General features: G+C 38.5%; 17 protein-coding genes and 1 riboswitch. Of the genes, 7 read left to right on the forward strand and 10 right to left on the reverse strand.

The window, feature by feature from the left end:
* Positions 1-57: 57 nt before the first annotated feature.
* Both CEF16_RS10840 and CEF16_RS10845 read right to left on the reverse strand, forming a co-directional pair.
* Complete coding sequence (locus CEF16_RS10840; protein ID WP_091581562.1) at positions 58-1,137, reverse strand: tetraprenyl-beta-curcumene synthase family protein; 1,080 nt, start codon at positions 1,135-1,137, stop codon at positions 58-60.
* A gap of 29 nt (positions 1,138-1,166) precedes the next feature.
* Positions 1,167-1,946 (reverse strand): alpha/beta hydrolase, encoded by a 780-nt coding sequence (locus tag CEF16_RS10845; RefSeq protein ID WP_342750470.1) that lies wholly within the window; start codon positions 1,944-1,946, stop codon positions 1,167-1,169.
* A 135-nt stretch (positions 1,947-2,081) separates the two neighbouring features.
* On the opposite strand from CEF16_RS10845, the gene CEF16_RS10850 reads away from it, so the two are divergent.
* The gene (locus CEF16_RS10850) at positions 2,082-2,606 is read left to right on the forward strand and encodes a gamma carbonic anhydrase (protein WP_091581559.1); all 525 of its coding nucleotides are present in this window, start codon (positions 2,082-2,084) and stop codon (positions 2,604-2,606) included.
* 800 nt (positions 2,607-3,406) lie between these two features.
* Positions 3,407-4,315: a helix-turn-helix domain-containing protein gene (locus CEF16_RS10855; protein ID WP_170031818.1), complete on the forward strand. Its 909-nt coding sequence runs from the start codon at positions 3,407-3,409 to the stop codon at positions 4,313-4,315.
* Between the two features lie 68 nt (positions 4,316-4,383).
* Here CEF16_RS10855 and metK read toward each other — a convergent pair whose 3' ends face one another.
* Complete coding sequence (gene metK, locus CEF16_RS10860; protein ID WP_245917834.1) at positions 4,384-5,592, reverse strand: methionine adenosyltransferase; 1,209 nt, start codon at positions 5,590-5,592, stop codon at positions 4,384-4,386.
* A 147-nt stretch (positions 5,593-5,739) separates the two neighbouring features.
* A riboswitch (SAM riboswitch) is annotated at positions 5,740-5,854 on the reverse strand.
* A gap of 50 nt (positions 5,855-5,904) precedes the next feature.
* Positions 5,905-6,306 (reverse strand): thiol-disulfide oxidoreductase DCC family protein, encoded by a 402-nt coding sequence (locus CEF16_RS10865; protein WP_091581551.1) that lies wholly within the window; start codon positions 6,304-6,306, stop codon positions 5,905-5,907.
* A gap of 206 nt (positions 6,307-6,512) precedes the next feature.
* Between CEF16_RS10865 and pckA the strand changes: the two genes are divergently transcribed.
* Entirely contained in the window at positions 6,513-8,117 is a 1,605-nt protein-coding gene (gene pckA, locus CEF16_RS10870; protein WP_091581548.1) for a phosphoenolpyruvate carboxykinase (ATP), read from the forward strand.
* Between the two features lie 105 nt (positions 8,118-8,222).
* Here pckA and CEF16_RS10875 read toward each other — a convergent pair whose 3' ends face one another.
* Positions 8,223-8,990: an alpha/beta hydrolase family protein gene (locus CEF16_RS10875; RefSeq protein ID WP_091581546.1), complete on the reverse strand. Its 768-nt coding sequence runs from the start codon at positions 8,988-8,990 to the stop codon at positions 8,223-8,225.
* Positions 8,991-9,083: 93 nt separating this feature from the next.
* Here CEF16_RS10875 and CEF16_RS10880 point away from each other — a divergent pair, with 93 nt between their 5' ends.
* From CEF16_RS10880 to CEF16_RS10890, 3 genes are read left to right on the forward strand one after another with little or no spacing between them, the layout of a single operon-like run.
* Positions 9,084-10,079, forward strand: a complete 996-nt coding sequence (locus tag CEF16_RS10880) for an ABC transporter substrate-binding protein (RefSeq protein ID WP_091582096.1) — start codon at positions 9,084-9,086, stop codon at positions 10,077-10,079.
* A gap of 17 nt (positions 10,080-10,096) precedes the next feature.
* A complete protein-coding gene (locus tag CEF16_RS10885) occupies positions 10,097-10,849 on the forward strand; it encodes an ABC transporter ATP-binding protein (protein WP_091581543.1) in 753 nt (250 codons plus the stop codon).
* Positions 10,846-11,655: an ABC transporter permease gene (locus CEF16_RS10890; RefSeq protein WP_091581540.1), complete on the forward strand. Its 810-nt coding sequence runs from the start codon at positions 10,846-10,848 to the stop codon at positions 11,653-11,655. Before CEF16_RS10885 ends, CEF16_RS10890 begins: the two co-directional genes overlap by 4 nt.
* A gap of 37 nt (positions 11,656-11,692) precedes the next feature.
* On the opposite strand, the gene ytkD is transcribed toward CEF16_RS10890, so the two are convergent.
* The 4 genes from ytkD to CEF16_RS10905 all read right to left on the reverse strand — a co-directional run bounded on the left by ytkD (position 11,693) and on the right by CEF16_RS10905 (position 14,403).
* Positions 11,693-12,181, reverse strand: coding sequence for an RNA deprotection pyrophosphohydrolase (ytkD, locus tag CEF16_RS10895; RefSeq protein ID WP_091581538.1), 489 nt, complete (start codon positions 12,179-12,181; stop codon positions 11,693-11,695).
* A gap of 131 nt (positions 12,182-12,312) precedes the next feature.
* Entirely contained in the window at positions 12,313-12,774 is a 462-nt protein-coding gene (locus CEF16_RS10900; RefSeq protein WP_091581535.1) for a YwpF family protein, read from the reverse strand.
* Positions 12,775-12,895: 121 nt separating this feature from the next.
* Positions 12,896-13,060, reverse strand: a complete 165-nt coding sequence (locus CEF16_RS23755; protein ID WP_170031821.1) for a hypothetical protein — start codon at positions 13,058-13,060, stop codon at positions 12,896-12,898.
* 179 nt (positions 13,061-13,239) lie between these two features.
* Positions 13,240-14,403 carry a MalY/PatB family protein gene (locus tag CEF16_RS10905; protein ID WP_091581527.1) on the reverse strand — a complete coding sequence of 388 codons (1,164 nt, stop codon included), beginning with the start codon at positions 14,401-14,403 and terminating at the stop codon, positions 13,240-13,242.
* 673 nt (positions 14,404-15,076) lie between these two features.
* Between CEF16_RS10905 and CEF16_RS10910 the strand changes: the two genes are divergently transcribed.
* Positions 15,077-15,238, forward strand: coding sequence for a sporulation histidine kinase inhibitor Sda (locus CEF16_RS10910; RefSeq protein ID WP_091581522.1), 162 nt, complete (start codon positions 15,077-15,079; stop codon positions 15,236-15,238).
* Between the two features lie 1,262 nt (positions 15,239-16,500).
* Here CEF16_RS10910 and CEF16_RS25295 read toward each other — a convergent pair.
* A complete protein-coding gene (locus CEF16_RS25295; RefSeq protein ID WP_091582093.1) occupies positions 16,501-16,581 on the reverse strand; it encodes a DUF4083 family protein in 81 nt (26 codons plus the stop codon).
* Between the last annotated feature and the right edge of the window lie 302 nt (positions 16,582-16,883).

A 16,883-nucleotide genomic window follows, 5' to 3' on the forward strand; every position in this document is an offset into this window, starting at 1 on the left:
GGTTCCAGAATGAAAGTGGAACCGGCTTCATTGCGTTGTTAATTAGGTAAATATAAATTAGGATTCTCCATGCAGCGCTTTCGTTTTTCGTCGGTATACCCAGGAATTTATATAGAAAAAGGCAGTGGGAAGACCGCTGAATCGGATGAAACGATTGGCTGTTGATTTCATAGCAGCGTTCGTTTGAACTTTATCATCCGCTAGGTATATAGCAACAACCCCTTTGCTTATCATATAGTGGAATTTTGAATCAGGAAGAGTTGACACACTTTTAACTGCGTGCTGTTTAAAATGCCGCACTCTTTCCACGAGCTTTTCCTCATTAGGATAATAGGCACAGAAATTCAGTTCATCATCTCGCAGATCTTCTTCTTGATCAATAAAGTAATCCATTAAAATATGAAGACCTTGTGCATAAGGGAAATAAGCACTTTTTATAGATTGAGCCTGCACCTTTGCTATATGGCTTCTCGAAGCATATGCTCCCAGAGTGAAAATTCCGAGGGTAGAACCAGCACATGCACTAAACTCATACCAAGTCATGTCAGGCAGATTATCTTTGTATTTCTCAAACCAATCTTTGAGCAGCGGCTCCCTATCTTCTTTTACAACATGCTTATAGACTTGCAGGTCACGGTAATATCCTGATAATTCTTCCATCTCGGCTTGAGCATTTTCAAATCCTGGAAAAGTATTTAAAGTTTCTTGGCATGTCTCTACAAGTGACTGCAAATAGCCGCCGTCTTCTTTTGCCTGGTGGAATTTATAATAATCGTCTTTGTTCGCAGCTGGATCAAGCGCATGTTTCATTGCTATATGGAGCATACGAAAATTTTCAGGGTCCTGCGATTCACTCCAATCACACAAGCTGTCTAGATAATCACTAATGGTCTGGTATGCAATGATAAACCTAAGAAGCTCCGTGCGCACTTCTGCTCTAGTTAACAATACATACACTCCAGCACCTTCACAATGGAAAGCTTTTTTATTTATACTTCCAAGCGCATGCTCTCGCAGTTCTTTATTCGGTATCTCCTCTGCTCTTTTTTTCCACTCACCAAGTATTTGATGTACTTCAGGTATGACTTCTTTAAAAATTCGATACATAAGCGTCCATGTTTTTGTTGGTACGTTCAAAAGGATCCTCCTCCATTATCTGCAGCGTGCTATAGTCGTTGGTGTATGAAATTCATCATAAAACGAAAAATTTCTTCTCGTTCCGGTTCATTAAGGAGCTCATGATAAAGACCTTTCCATTCTTTCATCGCCCGATCCGATATTTCGAGCCTATTAAACCATCGGTGTGATGCATGCTTATCAACAATATAGTCTTCTCCTGCCTGCATAAGAAGCAGCGGAACATTTGGAAATCGTTCTGCTTCAAGCATACTTACTTTCATAGCTTTAATGGTTTCTTGGTACCATCTGGCTGTAACGACAGAGGTAATTAATTCGTCTTTTTCATATGCCGCACGTACATCCGGATCGCGGGTGATTCGTGCTGCTCGAAGACCTGATTTAGCTGTTAATGTTGGCGTAATTCTATGAAACATTTTAGTGGCGACATCTGCAAATTTATTGGGGTATTCGTATAAGCCTAGACAAGGTGAGGATAAGATAACCCCTTTAACCGGCATATATTTCTCCATTAACGTTCTTATAACGATAAGTCCTCCCAAACTATGGCCGAAAAGAAATACAGGCAGTTCATAAGACGCTGCTTCTTTATACCAGCCATAAACAGCATCTATGTATTGATCAAAGTGATCGATGTGTCCTCGTTTTCCTCTCGTTCTTCCATGTCCTGGTAAGTCACCGCTAATAACATGAAACCTTTGTTTGTTGAGGTACTGAATAACCCAGTCATAACGGCCGTGATGTTCTCCGGCCCCATGAATGATCATTAATGTCCCGCGCGCACGCTCACACATCCAATTTTTCATCATAATTCATAACCTGCCTTTCCCAATAACCAGCCGTCACCCTAAATCTCAAAGAGATTGCTCTATTCATTTTACTACTTTTTTTGCTAAACTTACATTAGGTAACAGGAATTTACTGAAAAATTGGGAGGATATGTCATGATTTATTCATATAAAGGAAAATCGCCAATCATCGCTGACTCCGCATACATCGCAGATTATGTCACAATTACTGGCGATGTGTCCATTGGAGAGGACTCCAGTGTATGGTTTAATTCAGTTATTCGAGGAGATGTCGCACCAACTGTAATAGGAAATCGAGTAAATATACAAGATAACTCTGTTCTTCATCAAAGTCCGAAAAACCCGCTTATACTTGAAGATGACGTCACCGTTGGCCATATGGTTCTTTTACATAGCGCTATTATTAGAAAAAACGCTCTAATCGGGATGGGGACTCACATTCTTGACGGCGCTGAAATAGGAGAAGAAGCATTCATTGGAGCCGGCAGCCTCGTGCCTCCTGGAAAAACAATTCCTCCAAGAACCCTGGCCCTCGGACGCCCCGCAAAAGTCGTCCGCGAACTTAACGAAGAAGACTTCCAAGAAATGCAAAGAGTCCGAAACTCTTACGTAGAAAAGGGAAAATACTATCAAGAAAACTCGTCGATTGGCAAGCCGTAGGGCGCAGGCAGAGACGTAGTTGAACTTATACTCTCTCCTTTTATTCTTTACCTTAAGAAAGTATCAAGAAAACTTACCGATTGGCGAGCCTGAAAGGCGATGACAGAGGTATAGTTGCACTTATACTTTCTTCCTTTATTCTTTATCTTTAGATAAGTATCAAGAAAACTCGTTTATTGGCAAGCCATAGTGCAGAATTTTGCCTTATTTTTTCATTTACAAATGAAATTGTTGAAAAAAAATAAAACCCGCCATTGGCGAGTCTGGAAAAACTCGGCTTGCCTCCTTTCAAAGGAAACCCGTAAATAAAGGAACTTCTGCTAAGTTCATGGACGTCCTGTTCCGGATGCAGAAATCAACACATCCCGTGTAAGTCAACGTAGAAGCCACTACGTCGTGAAAAAGTACGTCCGCCAGCGTTAGTATTTCCTTTACGTTGCATGCCGCAGTTTTGCTGATACACTTATTTTATCATTTCTTAACAGTGCGAAAGACTAGCTTGTCCTTAATGTTTATGCGGAAGATCAAAGACGACAAAATCATCATATGAAACGTCAAAGTTACCTCCAACCGTGCTAAACAAAATAGCCAATGTTAAGATAAAAGCATACAATACTTTTTTCATACTGCATGTCACCTCCCTAACGTTTAACTATGTCGTGGTTCTATTTGAGTATAAAATATGTTGAAAAAACGTGAATTTTGGCTAACACCGCTTTTTGTTTCATTTTTCCGAAACTTTCTACTTCCTTCTTTTGTTATCTTCGATTATGATAATTATAAGCATATACGGGGAGGGGATGAAAAATATGGATTTCTCCAGAGTTGGGAAAAAAATTCAGGAATTAAGAAGATATCATAGTATGACACAATCTGACCTTGCTAAAGGGATATGTACACAGGCTCAAGTCAGCAAGATTGAAAATGGAACGATCATACCTTACTCTAATACCCTTTTTCAAATTTCCGAGCGTCTTGGAGCAGACATGTATTATTTTTTTGAGGAAGCACGATCGGACAGGCCTGATTATGTAGAAGAAGTGTTTGAGCATTTGAAAGAATTAAGGTTCAATCATCAGTACGAAGAAATTCGTTCTATTCTTCAGCATGAAAAAAACAACCCCCTTTTCCAGCACAGTTACTACAAACAATATATGTTATGGCATAAAAGCATCTGCCTCTACCACCTAGATCGGAATACAGAGGAAGCCGTTCAAGTAATTAATGAAGCTTTGTCTGTTGATGATAATCCCTCTTTTACCGAACGTAAAGGGGAAATGATGAATACATTGGCTGTTTTTTATGACTTGGAAAAAGACTATGAAAAAGCTTCCGAAATATGTAAAAAAGCACTTTCTCATTTTCATTCATTAAAAAGAATAAAAAATATTTCTGTTGAACTCCGCTTAATTTACACATTGACAAAATCTTTGACAAATCAAGAGCACTTTGACAGTTCCGTTTTTTGGTGCGAAAAAGGGATAAAACGATGCATTGATACGAATAACATGTATGTATTTGGAGAATTGCTTTATCAAAAAGGGAGAAACTTAATTTTTCTTGGTAAACAAGACGAGGGCACCAAAAGCTGGAGCAAAGCGCTCGCCGTATTTGAAATTACCTCTCAAAAACACCTTGCTGACATCGTTAGAAAGGAATTACAGCAAATCAATGCCAAAGGAACGTTTGAAGATTTAATTTATGAATGAGCCAAGCGAAGTTGCAAAGGACACGAAAAAGAGCCTGCCATTACGCAATGCGCTGACAGGCTCTTTTTTTATTTTGCTTCAGCTGCCCTTTGTTTTAATGCTCCCGCTTTGTCCGTAGATTCCCAAGGAAGTTCAATATCTGTGCGGCCGAAATGACCATAAGCAGCTGTCTTTTTATATATCGGCCGGCGTAGATCGAGCATTTTAATAATGCCTGCCGGACGCAAATCAAAGTTTTCCCGTACTAATTCCGCGAGTACATCTTCACTGACTTTTCCTGTTTTAAACGTTTCAATCGAGATTGATACTGGTTCAGCAACTCCTATCGCATAGGCCAGCTGTACTTCACATTTTTCCGCCAGACCAGCTGCCACAATATTCTTCGCTACATAACGAGCTGCATAAGATGCGGAGCGGTCTACTTTTGTAGGATCTTTACCGGAAAAAGCGCCTCCGCCATGACGAGCGTACCCGCCATACGTATCAACAATAATTTTCCGTCCAGTTAAACCTGCATCTCCCTGTGGACCGCCAATAACAAAACGGCCAGTCGGATTAATAAAATACTTCGTTTCATTATCGAGTAGCTTTTCCGGTACAACCGGTTCAATCACATGTTCTTTCAAATCACGGTCGATTTGTTCTAACGTTACATCTGCATGATGCTGTGTTGAGATCACAATCGTTTCGACCCGTAAAGGCGTTCCATCTTCCCCATATTCCACTGTCACTTGCGTTTTTCCATCCGGGCGCAAGTAAGGAACGATCTCTTTTTTACGTACTTCTGTAAGTCTTCTAGATAGTTTATGAGACAATGAAATAGGTAGAGGCATTAACTCTTCTGTTTCATTATCGGCATAACCAAACATTAAACCTTGGTCGCCTGCCCCAATTGCTTCAATCTCTTCCTCCGTCATCTGCCCTTCTCTGGCTTCAAGAGCCTGATCTACACCTTGGGCAATGTCAGCAGATTGTTCATCAATGGAAGTCAATACGGCGCATGTTTCATAGTCGAAACCATATTTTGCACGAGTATAACCTATATTTTTCAATGTATCTCTTGCAATCCTTGGGATGTCGACATAAGTAGAGGTGGTAATTTCCCCAGCTACCAGCACCAACCCTGTGTTGACTGTGGTTTCGCAAGCCACACGAGCGTTAGGATCCTTTTCTATAATTTCATCTAAAATAGCATCTGATATTTGGTCGCAAATTTTATCAGGATGCCCTTCTGTAACTGACTCTGAGGTAAATAATCTCCGTCCTGCAGTTGCCACGTGTACTGCCTCCTTTACCAAATTTGGTATTACGGCACTCATACCCTGATACTTCTTATAAGACGAGAAGGAGAAAAATCTTGTTTAAAATACAAAAACCCTTTTCCATGGCGAGGAAAAGGGATAGTAAACGTTCACCTTTTTCGCCTCTTATCTTCCAAGACGATATCCGTCTTTCCAGGTTAGCACCTTTGCCCCTTATATTACGGGGATGGTTGCCGGGCTTCACAGGGCCTGTCCCTCCGCCAGCTCGGGATAAGAGTATCCGTTCGCGAAATATCATAACGCAGTTTACTGCTTCTGTCAAATAAATTACCTTTGTATTTTACAAGCTCCTGAAGCACAATCCCCTCCTAACAGCTGGTGGCGGCGCTTTGCTATTTGTTTATAAATAACCTTGCCTGCTCGGTCTGCACCAGGCAAATAGAAGAGAAAAGCGAATCTCTTTCCCGCAGGAAACAGCTGAAAGATTCGTTTTACCGCTGCAAATCCTGTGTATAAATAGGTATCTTCTTCAAGAAGGTGCATCTCCTGCTTCATTCTATCTTCCTTTAAAAACGAATATTCCTCAAATATAGAAGGATCCTCTATGGAACGCCAGGTTAACAATTTATGTTTATCCCATTTTTCTATCTCTTGTTTCGTTTTTTGGCACAAAGTGCATGTTCCATCATAAAAAACAACAAAAGACTTGTTTGTGTTTGTGATTGTCACTGGATCATCTCCTTTACGTTAGTCTCATTTTAACATTATAAAATTTCTATCATCTATCAATTATAATAAATACGGACCAACAAACATTTTGTATAAATCTTTTAACAAAAATCACGAATTAGTATAGACTAAATAAATAAATGTGTTATACTAATTCATAATTAAAATGATAATTATTTATTAATCAGAGAAAGGGTTTTGCCGCCATGACGACGATTAATTTTTCAAACGAGTTAAACGAGCTTCTTCATGGAGGAAATGTTCTTAACGATTTACCAGTATCTAGATTAATTGAAAAGTCCCTGCAGCGTAATGAGGGTGTATTGACTTCTAGCGGGGCTTTAAGCGTAGAAACTGGAAAATATACGGGGCGGTCTCCTAAAGATAAATATATAGTTGACGAACAATCTGTTACGAATTTAATTGATTGGGGTCCTGTAAATCAGCCGATTAGTAAAGAAATTTTTTCCTCCCTTTATAAAAAAGTAATCGAGCATCTTAAAAAGAACAATGAATTGTTTGTAACCCGCGGATTTGCCGGAGCAGATCCAGCGTACAGTCTGCCCATACAAGTTATTAATGAGTATGCTTGGCATAATATTTTCGCAAGACAATTATTCATCCGGCCTGAACAAGAAGAATTAGAAACTCATGATGCTGACTTTACAGTCATTGCTGCTCCAAATTTTAAAGCAGACCCTGCTGAAGACGGAACAAAATCAGAAACGTTTATCATTGTTTCTTTTGAAGAACGAGTCGTTTTGATTGGCGGTACGGAATACGCAGGAGAGATGAAAAAGTCTATTTTTTCAGTAATGAATTTTCTGCTTCCTGAACGGGATGTTCTCCCTATGCACTGCTCAGCAAACGTAGGTACAGAAGGTGATACAGCCCTCTTTTTCGGATTGTCCGGTACAGGGAAAACCACTTTGTCTGCAGATCCTAATCGTAATCTAATTGGTGATGATGAACACGGCTGGTCTAATAACGGGGTATTTAATATTGAAGGCGGCTGCTATGCAAAGTGTGTAAACTTATCTCAGAAAAAAGAACCCCAAATTTGGAACGCTATCCGGTTTGGATCTGTTTTAGAAAATGTATATGTTAATGAAACGACTGGTCATCCAGATTATGACAACACCGACTTAACAGAAAATACAAGAGCGGCTTATCCAATAGAAAACATTCCGAATACGGTGAAGCCTAGCATGGCCGGTCATCCGTCTGCTATCATCTTTTTAACAGCGGATGCATTTGGAGTACTTCCTCCTATCAGCAAATTAACAAAAGAACAAGCAATGTACCATTTTTTAAGCGGATACACAAGTAAACTAGCTGGTACAGAGAGAGGCATCACTCAGCCTGAAGCTACGTTCTCTACTTGCTTTGGTTCTCCGTTTCTGCCGCTTGAAGCATCCCGGTACGCAGAAATGCTTGGAGAGAAGATTCTTCAACATGATGTGAATGTATTTCTCGTTAATACAGGCTGGTCAGGCGGCCCTTACGGAATTGGTAAACGAATGAATCTGCCGTATACTAGAGCAATGATTCAAGCTGCACTGCTTGGAGAGTTAGACGGAGTGGAAACAACAGAGGATCCTATTTTTGGTGTTCATATTCCTCTACACTGCCCAGGAGTTCCAGACGAAGTACTTCAGCCAAAACAAACATGGGAAGATAAAGAGGCTTACCAGCAAAAAGCGAAAGAGTTAGCAGCTAAATTCCAACAAAACTTTCAAAAATTTAAGGAAGCACCAGAGCATATCAAAAAAGCCGGCCCTCGAATTCTTACACCAGAAACCGCTGAATGATATTTTAGAAACACTCGACCCTTATAGAGAATGCTATAACGATGAAAAGGTGTCCCCACATATTTAGGGGCACCTTTTTTATTGGCCAGAGATACGGTGGACTTCTTATGCGTTATTATGTCTCTTTATCCATTGTATCATTTCAGAGATAGCATGCTGCCTGGCTGATGAACTGAAATGGTGGGGCATGCCAGGATAAATATGCTTTTCTACGGGTTTTTTTGAGCCTTTCAAATAAGTCTCCAAAAGGCGGGCATGTTTAACAGAGACGTGCTTGTCTTCTTTTCCATGAATAATAAAGACAGGGGCTTTTATGTGGTGAATCTGGGTTAAGGGAGTACGCCGCTCATATTCACGCGGATGTGTTACCGGATCTCCTCCTGTAACTCGTTTTAACATTCTTCTTAAATCTGGTCTTTCGTTATACGTTAAAGTCATATCCGAAACTCCGCTCCAGCAGACGATAGACGATGCCTTTCTAACCATACCTGTAAACAACGCCATGACGGCTCCTCGTGAAAAACCAATTATATGCAGCGGCTCTCCTTTTGTTTCCTTTAGCTTTGCAAGTTCGTCGAAACCGTTAAATGCATCTTCACGATCATGACCGCAAAAATCTTCTTTCCCTTCTCCTCCTTCATTTCCGCGGTAATAAGGAGCCAAAACGACATATCCATGTTGCGCTAATTCGGCCACCCACTCTTTTTTCACCATTCCTACTTGCTTTAATCCTCCCCGCAAGTATAAGATCCCTGGATAAGTTCGGTCTTTGTCCGGAATTCCCAAACACCCTTTTACGAAATAATTTCCACTTTTATACGTTACTTCAAAAAGACTGATATTGTTGATTTGACTCTGTTTCTTTATTTCCATCGTACTTTTCTCCTTTTTTCTAGGAACGGGATACCTGCCCTGTTCATAAACTATAAAATCAGCCGCCACGTTAGGAGGAATATTATTATGAAGATGAAAGTGCTATCCGCGCTGTTGTGTTTCTTTATATTTATAGGACCATTAACGGCTTGCAGTTTTCAACAGGAGGATTCAGAAACAATTCGTCTTGCTGAAGTAACTCGCTCTATTTTCTACGCTCCGTTATACGTTGCCATGGAAGAAGGCTTTTTTGAAGAAGAAAACCTTAACATAGAGCTTACCACTACTTGGGGAGGGGACAAAACGATGACTTCTTTGTTATCTGATGGCAGTGATGTCGCCCTCGTAGGGGCCGAGACATCGATATACGTAAATTCGCAAGAGCCAGCTGAACCTATTATTAATTTTGCCATGCTCACACAAAGTGATGGAACCTTTTTAATGGCAAGAAACGAAACCGCTGAAACGTTTGATTGGGAAAATTTAAAAGGCAGCACATTTCTCGGGCAGCGTAAAGGCGGGATGCCTCAAATGGCAGGAGAATTCGTTTTAAAAAAGAATAACATTGACCCGCACCGTGACCTGGACCTTATTCAAAATATAGATTTCGCCAACATTGCTAACGCATATGCATCTGGAACTGGAGATTATGTACAATTGTTCGAACCACAAGCAACCATGTTTGAACAAAAAGGACTCGGCCACATTGTTGCTTCTTTCGGTGAAGAATCTGGTGCCGTTCCTTATACCGTATTTATGGCAAAGGAAGGGTATTTAGAGGAAAAAGGGGATACGCTAGAGAGCTTCACGCGTGCAATATATAAAGCACAGCAGTGGATTTATGAGTCTTCTCCAGAAGAAATAGCAGCCGCATTAACACCTTATTTTGATGACACATCAGAAGAAATTATTGCTGATTCAGCTGTTCGTTACCGCGACCAAGAATCTTATGCAACATCCCCTGTCTTAACAGAAGAAGCTTGGGATAACCTTCAAGATATCATGGAAGAGGCAGGTGAACTGCCTGAACGCTCTGATTATGAGAAGTTTGTTGATAACCAATGGGCTGAAAAAGTAATGAATGAGTAAAAAAGGAGCGTTTCCTTGTGCTTTCTTTAACAGATGTTGATAAAGTTTATCTAACAGAACATGAAGCTGTGCAAGCTGTTTCATCTATTAATCTTACAGTAGTAAATGGTGAATTTGTTTCTTTCATTGGACCAAGCGGCTGTGGAAAAACGACAGTACTTTCGATGATTGCCGGATTGTTTAAACCTACATCCGGCAAGATTTTAATGGATAATAAAGAAATCACTGGCCCTACAGAAAAAACTGGTTATATGCTCCAGGAAGACTATTTATTCCCATGGCTGACGATACAAAAAAACATTGAACTCGGACTTATTATTACTAATTTATATAATGAGCAGACAAAAAAAGATGCAATGACCCTTTTAAGCGATTTGGGGCTGGCTGATAAAGCCAATGCTTTTCCATCGGAACTTTCTGGGGGAATGAGACAACGTGCAGCACTTGTACGCATGCTCGCACCTAAACCCTCTCTGCTTTTATTAGACGAACCCTTTTCTGCTCTAGATTATCAAACCAAACTAAAGCTCGAAGATTTAGTTTTTTCCACCTTAAAACAACAAAATAAAACAGCCATTTTAGTCACACATGACCTTAGTGAAGCAATAGCGATGTCCGATCGGATTTTTCTGTTTAGCAGCCGGCCTGGTACAATTTATCGCGTCTTCGATGTTCCTGCTGAATTTAAAGATAAGCTGCCATTAGAAGTCAGAAACGATCCGAATTTTCATCTATTCTTCCAAACAGTATGGAAGGAGCTTGAGAGTTGAAAACCAAAATTCAAACACTTCATAGCCAGTACCTGCAAGAAAAAAGGAAAAACAAACGGCGGGTAATCAGCTGCCAGTTGATTGTCTTGGGACTGCTCTTTCTCAGCTGGGAATTTTTCAGCAGAATCCAATGGCTGGACCCACTTATTTTCAGTATGCCTTCGAAGGTTTGGAATTTAATGGCTGCTAAAATAGCTGACGGTACGTTGTTTACTCATGCTTCGGTTACGCTTTCTGAAACGATTATAGGCTTTATATTAGGTACAGCCGGAGGTACATTGATTGCAGCTGTTCTTTGGTGGTCCCCTTTTCTGTCTAAGGTTTTAGATCCTTACCTGGTTGTATTAAATTCCATGCCAAAAGTAGCTCTTGGTCCCATTATCATAGTTGCTTTTGGACCTGGGATGACTTCTATTATTGCAATGGGGGCACTGCTATCTATCGTTATCACTACACTTGTTGTGTACAATGCATTTCGTCAGGTAGACGAAAATTATAAAAAGGTGCTGCTTACATTTGGCGCTAGCAAAAGACAGCTCTTTCATTATGCTATTTTACCTGCTTGTTATCCAACTATCATATCCACTTTAAAAGTAAACGTAGGGCTTGCGTGGGTAGGAGTTATTGTAGGAGAATTTCTCGTGGCAAAACAGGGGCTTGGATATTTGATCATTTACGGATTTCAAGTCTTTCAATTTCAGCAAGTCATGATGAGTTTAATTGTTATTGCCATTTTAGCAACAGTGATGTATAAAATGATTGAATCGTTGGAAACGATTCTTATGAAACGAATCAGTAAATATTAACAATCATATGAACCCTCGCACCTTCTTTTTGCGAGGGTTAACTGTTTGTGACAAAACCTTCTTCCTCCAAGTACATCATCGTACGCGGCAGTACTTCGTCTTTCATAATAAAGCTATAATCTGTATTGCTTTTAAAATCTTTTGGTAAGGTTTGCAAAACAACAGGTCCTTTTGTTTCCATATAATTCGCTTTTTTTTTGATTTCTTTTATTTCGGCATAATATATATTTTTTATCACAGTTTCTGCTTTTCCGTGCACCTTATATTGACCGACTTGATACAACCGCGCAACCTTCCCTCCTGTCTCTTCCCAAACCTCTCTTATAGCTGCTCTATCTGCCATTTCTCCGGGTTCTACTTTCCCGCCCGGAAATTCTATACCACGGCGCGGGTGAAGCGTAAGAAGCCATTGATTCTGATAGCGGCATACCACCCAAACATGTCCTGGCGTTTCAGAAAAAGGATCTTTTTCAAAAGCAAGTTGAACTTCATTATGGTAATAATCGAGAAAGGTAAATTTCTTCATTACTAATCGTCCTCGTTTTCTTAGAATAACCGTATCATTTTCTACTGTATTGTTTCTTCCCGTTTCACCCGTTATTCAACCTTTTCTTGAAATGAGGATGTTAAAACGTTTAAATGATGAATAATCCAATATTATTTCATGTCTTTATAGATATTTTCTGCCAATTTTTTGGACCATGCCACTTGATCTCCTTTTCGATATATAAACTCATTCAGGAGCTCATCGCCTGAATAATCATCTTGTATAAGCCCGTCTAATATCAAATTGGAGACATCATCTTTGCCGGCAGCCATTTTAGCATCTATCATTAAACTATATGTGTCACTCAATTCTATAAAATCGCGTATTTCCCCGGTCATAAGTGCCGGATCATTATTGGATTCTGTTATTACTACTTCAAAAACTAGTGTTTTATTCCTTATTTGCTCGAGAAATTTTTTTTGATCAGTCGGAATGACTGCTTCTATTAACCAGGTACTTTGGCTTTCTTCACGGTTGATGATAAGCCCTTCTTGTACCGGTACAGGTCGGTGAACTACTTTTTCGTTTTCAAAAAGCAGTACTTGCAGCGATACTAATTGGAATGTCTTCATTATCTTCCCTCTTTTGTTATCATTCTTCTTAACAGGAAAGGCTGTCCCAAAGAAAACTCTTTTGTGACAGCCTTTTGACCTTAGTACATTTTCCTATATTAATGGACCAAAAACCAAGTTTTTACCGTTCTGCCTCTAATACAGCTCTGTTACCTGCCAGCCCTTCCATTTCTTCGCAGTGCCTTTCAGCCATCCATTCAATAAACAATGTTTCCTCCATCGTTAACGAGCGGCCAAGCTTACTTTCGCATTCTTCACGAAGGTCTTCCGTGTAACATCTTTGCATTATAAACAGGGCTCCTTTTTGTACGTACAGAATGTTTAGTTTTTACGAATATACCATTTTACTTACCGCGGCATGTCGTCTTCCAATTGGCTGCAAAACCCATAAACACTTGTACCATACTATTGATTTCTATTCGATATCCCTGCTAAAATTCCTTCTTTTTATTAAGAAATCCGTACTTATATATTATCATAAGCATTTTTTAAACGACGCAGGCCTTCATCAACATTTTCACGAGGACAGGCAACATTAATTCGTGCAAAACCTGCTCCCTCATCTCCAAAGATATGCCCGTCACTTAGCGCGAGCTTCCCTTCTTCTCTCAACCATGATTGCAGCTTAGAGGATTCCATGTTTAAATTTCTCATATCCACCCAGACCAAATATGTTCCTTCAGGTTTAATTACTTTCATTTCTGGAATGTTGGATTCTATATATTCTTTCACATATTGGACGTTTTCTCTAACATATTCCAGCAGCTTTTCAAGCCACGCTTCTCCTTCACGATAAGCTGCTTCGGCAGCCACTGTTGCAAATGGATTGTCTATTTCTACAAACTGCCGCTGCAAATGAGCTTCATATGCTTTTTGAGAAGCTTTCTTTTCAAAAACAACATAAGACAATTGCAATGCAGCAAGGTTAAATGTTTTACTTGGAGCCATGCACGTTATTGTTTCTACATTCCTGTCTGCTGCAACTTTAGCAAAAGGTATATGTTTTCCTTCTAAGACAAGGTCGGCATGAATTTCATCAGATACTACAAAAACGCTGTATTTCTCACACAGCTTGGCGATGCTGTCTAATTCTTCATAAGACCATACTCTTCCTATTGGATTGTGGGGACTGCATAACAATAACATTTTTGCGCCGTCCTGCATTTTTTTCTCTAAATCGTCCAAATCAACCGTAAATCCATTATCAGTTTCTTTCAATGGATTGCGCAATAATTTGCGTTCATTATTATTAATAAGAGCATAAAACGGATAATAAACAGGTGGTTGTATAATGACTCCATCATCTTTATTTGTAAAAGTTTGAATTAAGTGGCTGATCGCTGGTACTACTCCGGGAGTGAAGACCAGCTGGTCGTTGTCGCACTCCCAGTCAAAACGCTTTTGTAGCCAGGCTGTGGTGGCCTCTCTCAAGGATTTCGGTCTTCTATGATAACCGAATATGCCGTGATTGAGTACTTCCTGCATCGCATCTAATACGGGCTGCGGGGCTTGAAAATCCATATCAGCAACCCACATCGGCCATAAGTCGCTCGAACCGTAACGATCTGAAACAAAGTCCCACTTCATAGAATTTGTTTTATTTCTATCAATAACCTTTTCAAAATCCATAACTGCATCCTCCCTGCTGCTTTCAATATATCTTCTTCTATTATTGTAAAAACAATAAAAAGTCTTTTCGTATAAGTTTGCGCTTTTTTTGTGTATTTTTCAAGTTTTTCCTTCTAAGACGTAAAAATGCATCCCGCGTCTTTCATGTTTATCTGGTACACATCAAAATATATCTAATGGCTAAGCTAAATATGTAAAGACTTTATTTGATTTTGAATCAATAAGAGTGATGGCATCACTATTTTTTAACGGTTTCTCCGTTCAACCAAGTTTCACGAATAACAATTTGTATACAAGCTTTTTACAGAACTTTAAATTGGTAACATTTTACAGTTGGCAAAATAAGCTCTAATGTCATTAAAAATCCTTTATAAAAGAGGAGATCCAATAACTCCCCTCACCTCATACATTGTAAATAAGTGCTTATAGTCTAATGCTTTTATATCATCTGTTCATTTCACTAATAACAAAAAAATGTGCGCTAAAAACCACAATTATTCCTATAAGAATATTCTGACGCTGAGGTTGCCAATTAAAACTATTTCGTATACAATAAAAAATAGAAACCAGTAAATTCCTTTTTAACAGAGTCTTATGGCCCATATTAGTGTGTGAAATTAGTACTATTTACATGTATTTGACAAAGACAAAAGTTGAGTAAAGGAGAGCACCTATGCATTACATTAGTGACGGGGTGTTGATGGAAGCATATGAAAAAGCAGTAGAATTAAATTTGGATGGAGAATTTATTGAAATTCTTCGCTCTGAAATGATCCGCCGAGGACTTGCTTTACCATCTTCTGCCCAATATGATTATGTACAAGCAGGTAGATAATGTATTTAACAGTGAAAGCCATTTTTGAAATGTTACAAATAAAAGAAGATGTTCATCGCCTATCTATTCTCCGGACAGCACAGGAGCGTCTATTTAATATGTGAATAAACCCTTAGATGATGCAGCGAACAGACATGAGAAATTTTAGCGATGATTACAAATGGAACTTAGGGGACTCCTAAGTTCTTTTTTTCGTCAAAACATTTATTAACCTAATCTCCTTACAAAAAGGCTTACACCTTCCCCTTTTCGATTTCTCATACTCTCAAACGTATTAACTCCAATATTGATAAACCGAAAAGTCCAATTATCCTTTACAAACTCGACTCTAAAATCTTTTTCTTCTTTCTTTTTCTCTTCCCCTTTCCTGTAAGTCATCACTTAATTGTCTTATATAATATAGAAAAGAAATAATAAATCTAGTAACAAGCATCAATATTATAATTAATTTGGGATCCAAATGATGCTGTTCATTAAAACTCTCTCCCTATACCATAGAAATTGCCTTTTAGGACTCTACCGCTCTTTTTTCTGAATGAGACAAAAGTTAAGAAGAAATTAATCTAATACGATCTAAAACGATCTCAAGCATTATAACGCTTAAAATAATAAATACCTCTGTTTTCTCGAAAACAGTTTCTTTCACAACAATTGTGATAATTAAGTGACAAATTTTATTATAAAACTATCATACTACTAATTTTGATTTTTTTCGATATTTTTTCTCAATTATTTAAATAATTTTTTAAAACTTTATATCTGTTTAAATGGACTACTGAAAATTTAAGCTAAAATTATTGCCAGGCCGTTATATCATTTCTTCATCATCCATTCGTTTTTAAATTCTCCTTCGGCATGTTATAACCCTCAGTAAACATATTGGGTTTTAATGATATTTATATTAAAGGAGGTTTTTTCTTTAATATCCATATGCCGAGGCTGGGTAAAAAGTAAACACGAAATTCTTACAGGGAATTTTGGTCTTTACCTCATGAATAATAAATACAGCCAGGACTTTATCCAAATACATCTGCCAAATTTTAATACCTCCTAAAGGAGATGAAAGTAATCGCAAGAGATAAGTAACAGGATTTGTTAATGCTCCTCAGCATTTTGTATAAAATTTATTATCACCTGCTGCAATGGTTCCGGATCACCCATTAACTTTATTTCATAATTTCTGCGGTAAACTTGAATACCCTTTTCCTCCAGCTCCCAGTGAAATAACGTGATCGAGTAGCTCCGTTAGTTTTTTTTATTAATTATTTTTCTTTTTCTAAGAGTTCAATGATTCTATCAAGCTTTTCCTCAATTTTATTAGAGCTTTTATATTTTAGTTGAATTTATTATCATCCTCCTAATAAAAAGGGTATCAGAATGAACATTACAGCTGAAAAAATAATATCTCCATAATAAAAAGACATATACCCCCAAATCCAAAATGATATAAATTCCTTCACTTTTTTCCATTTTTCATTTTAACATTAATCCCCAAAAACATAAGAATCAAGAATATGGATCGATTGTAGATTAGCGTTGTTCGGTTTAAACCAAACTTTTTTTCTGTAAAAAAAGTACTCATCAATCATTTATTCTACTTGATGAGCACTTCCTCATATCTTGATATCATTTTTATACCAGCTAT

Source organism: Alteribacillus bidgolensis, from assembly GCF_002886255.1.
Classification (GTDB): domain Bacteria; phylum Bacillota; class Bacilli; order Bacillales; family Marinococcaceae; genus Alteribacillus; species Alteribacillus bidgolensis.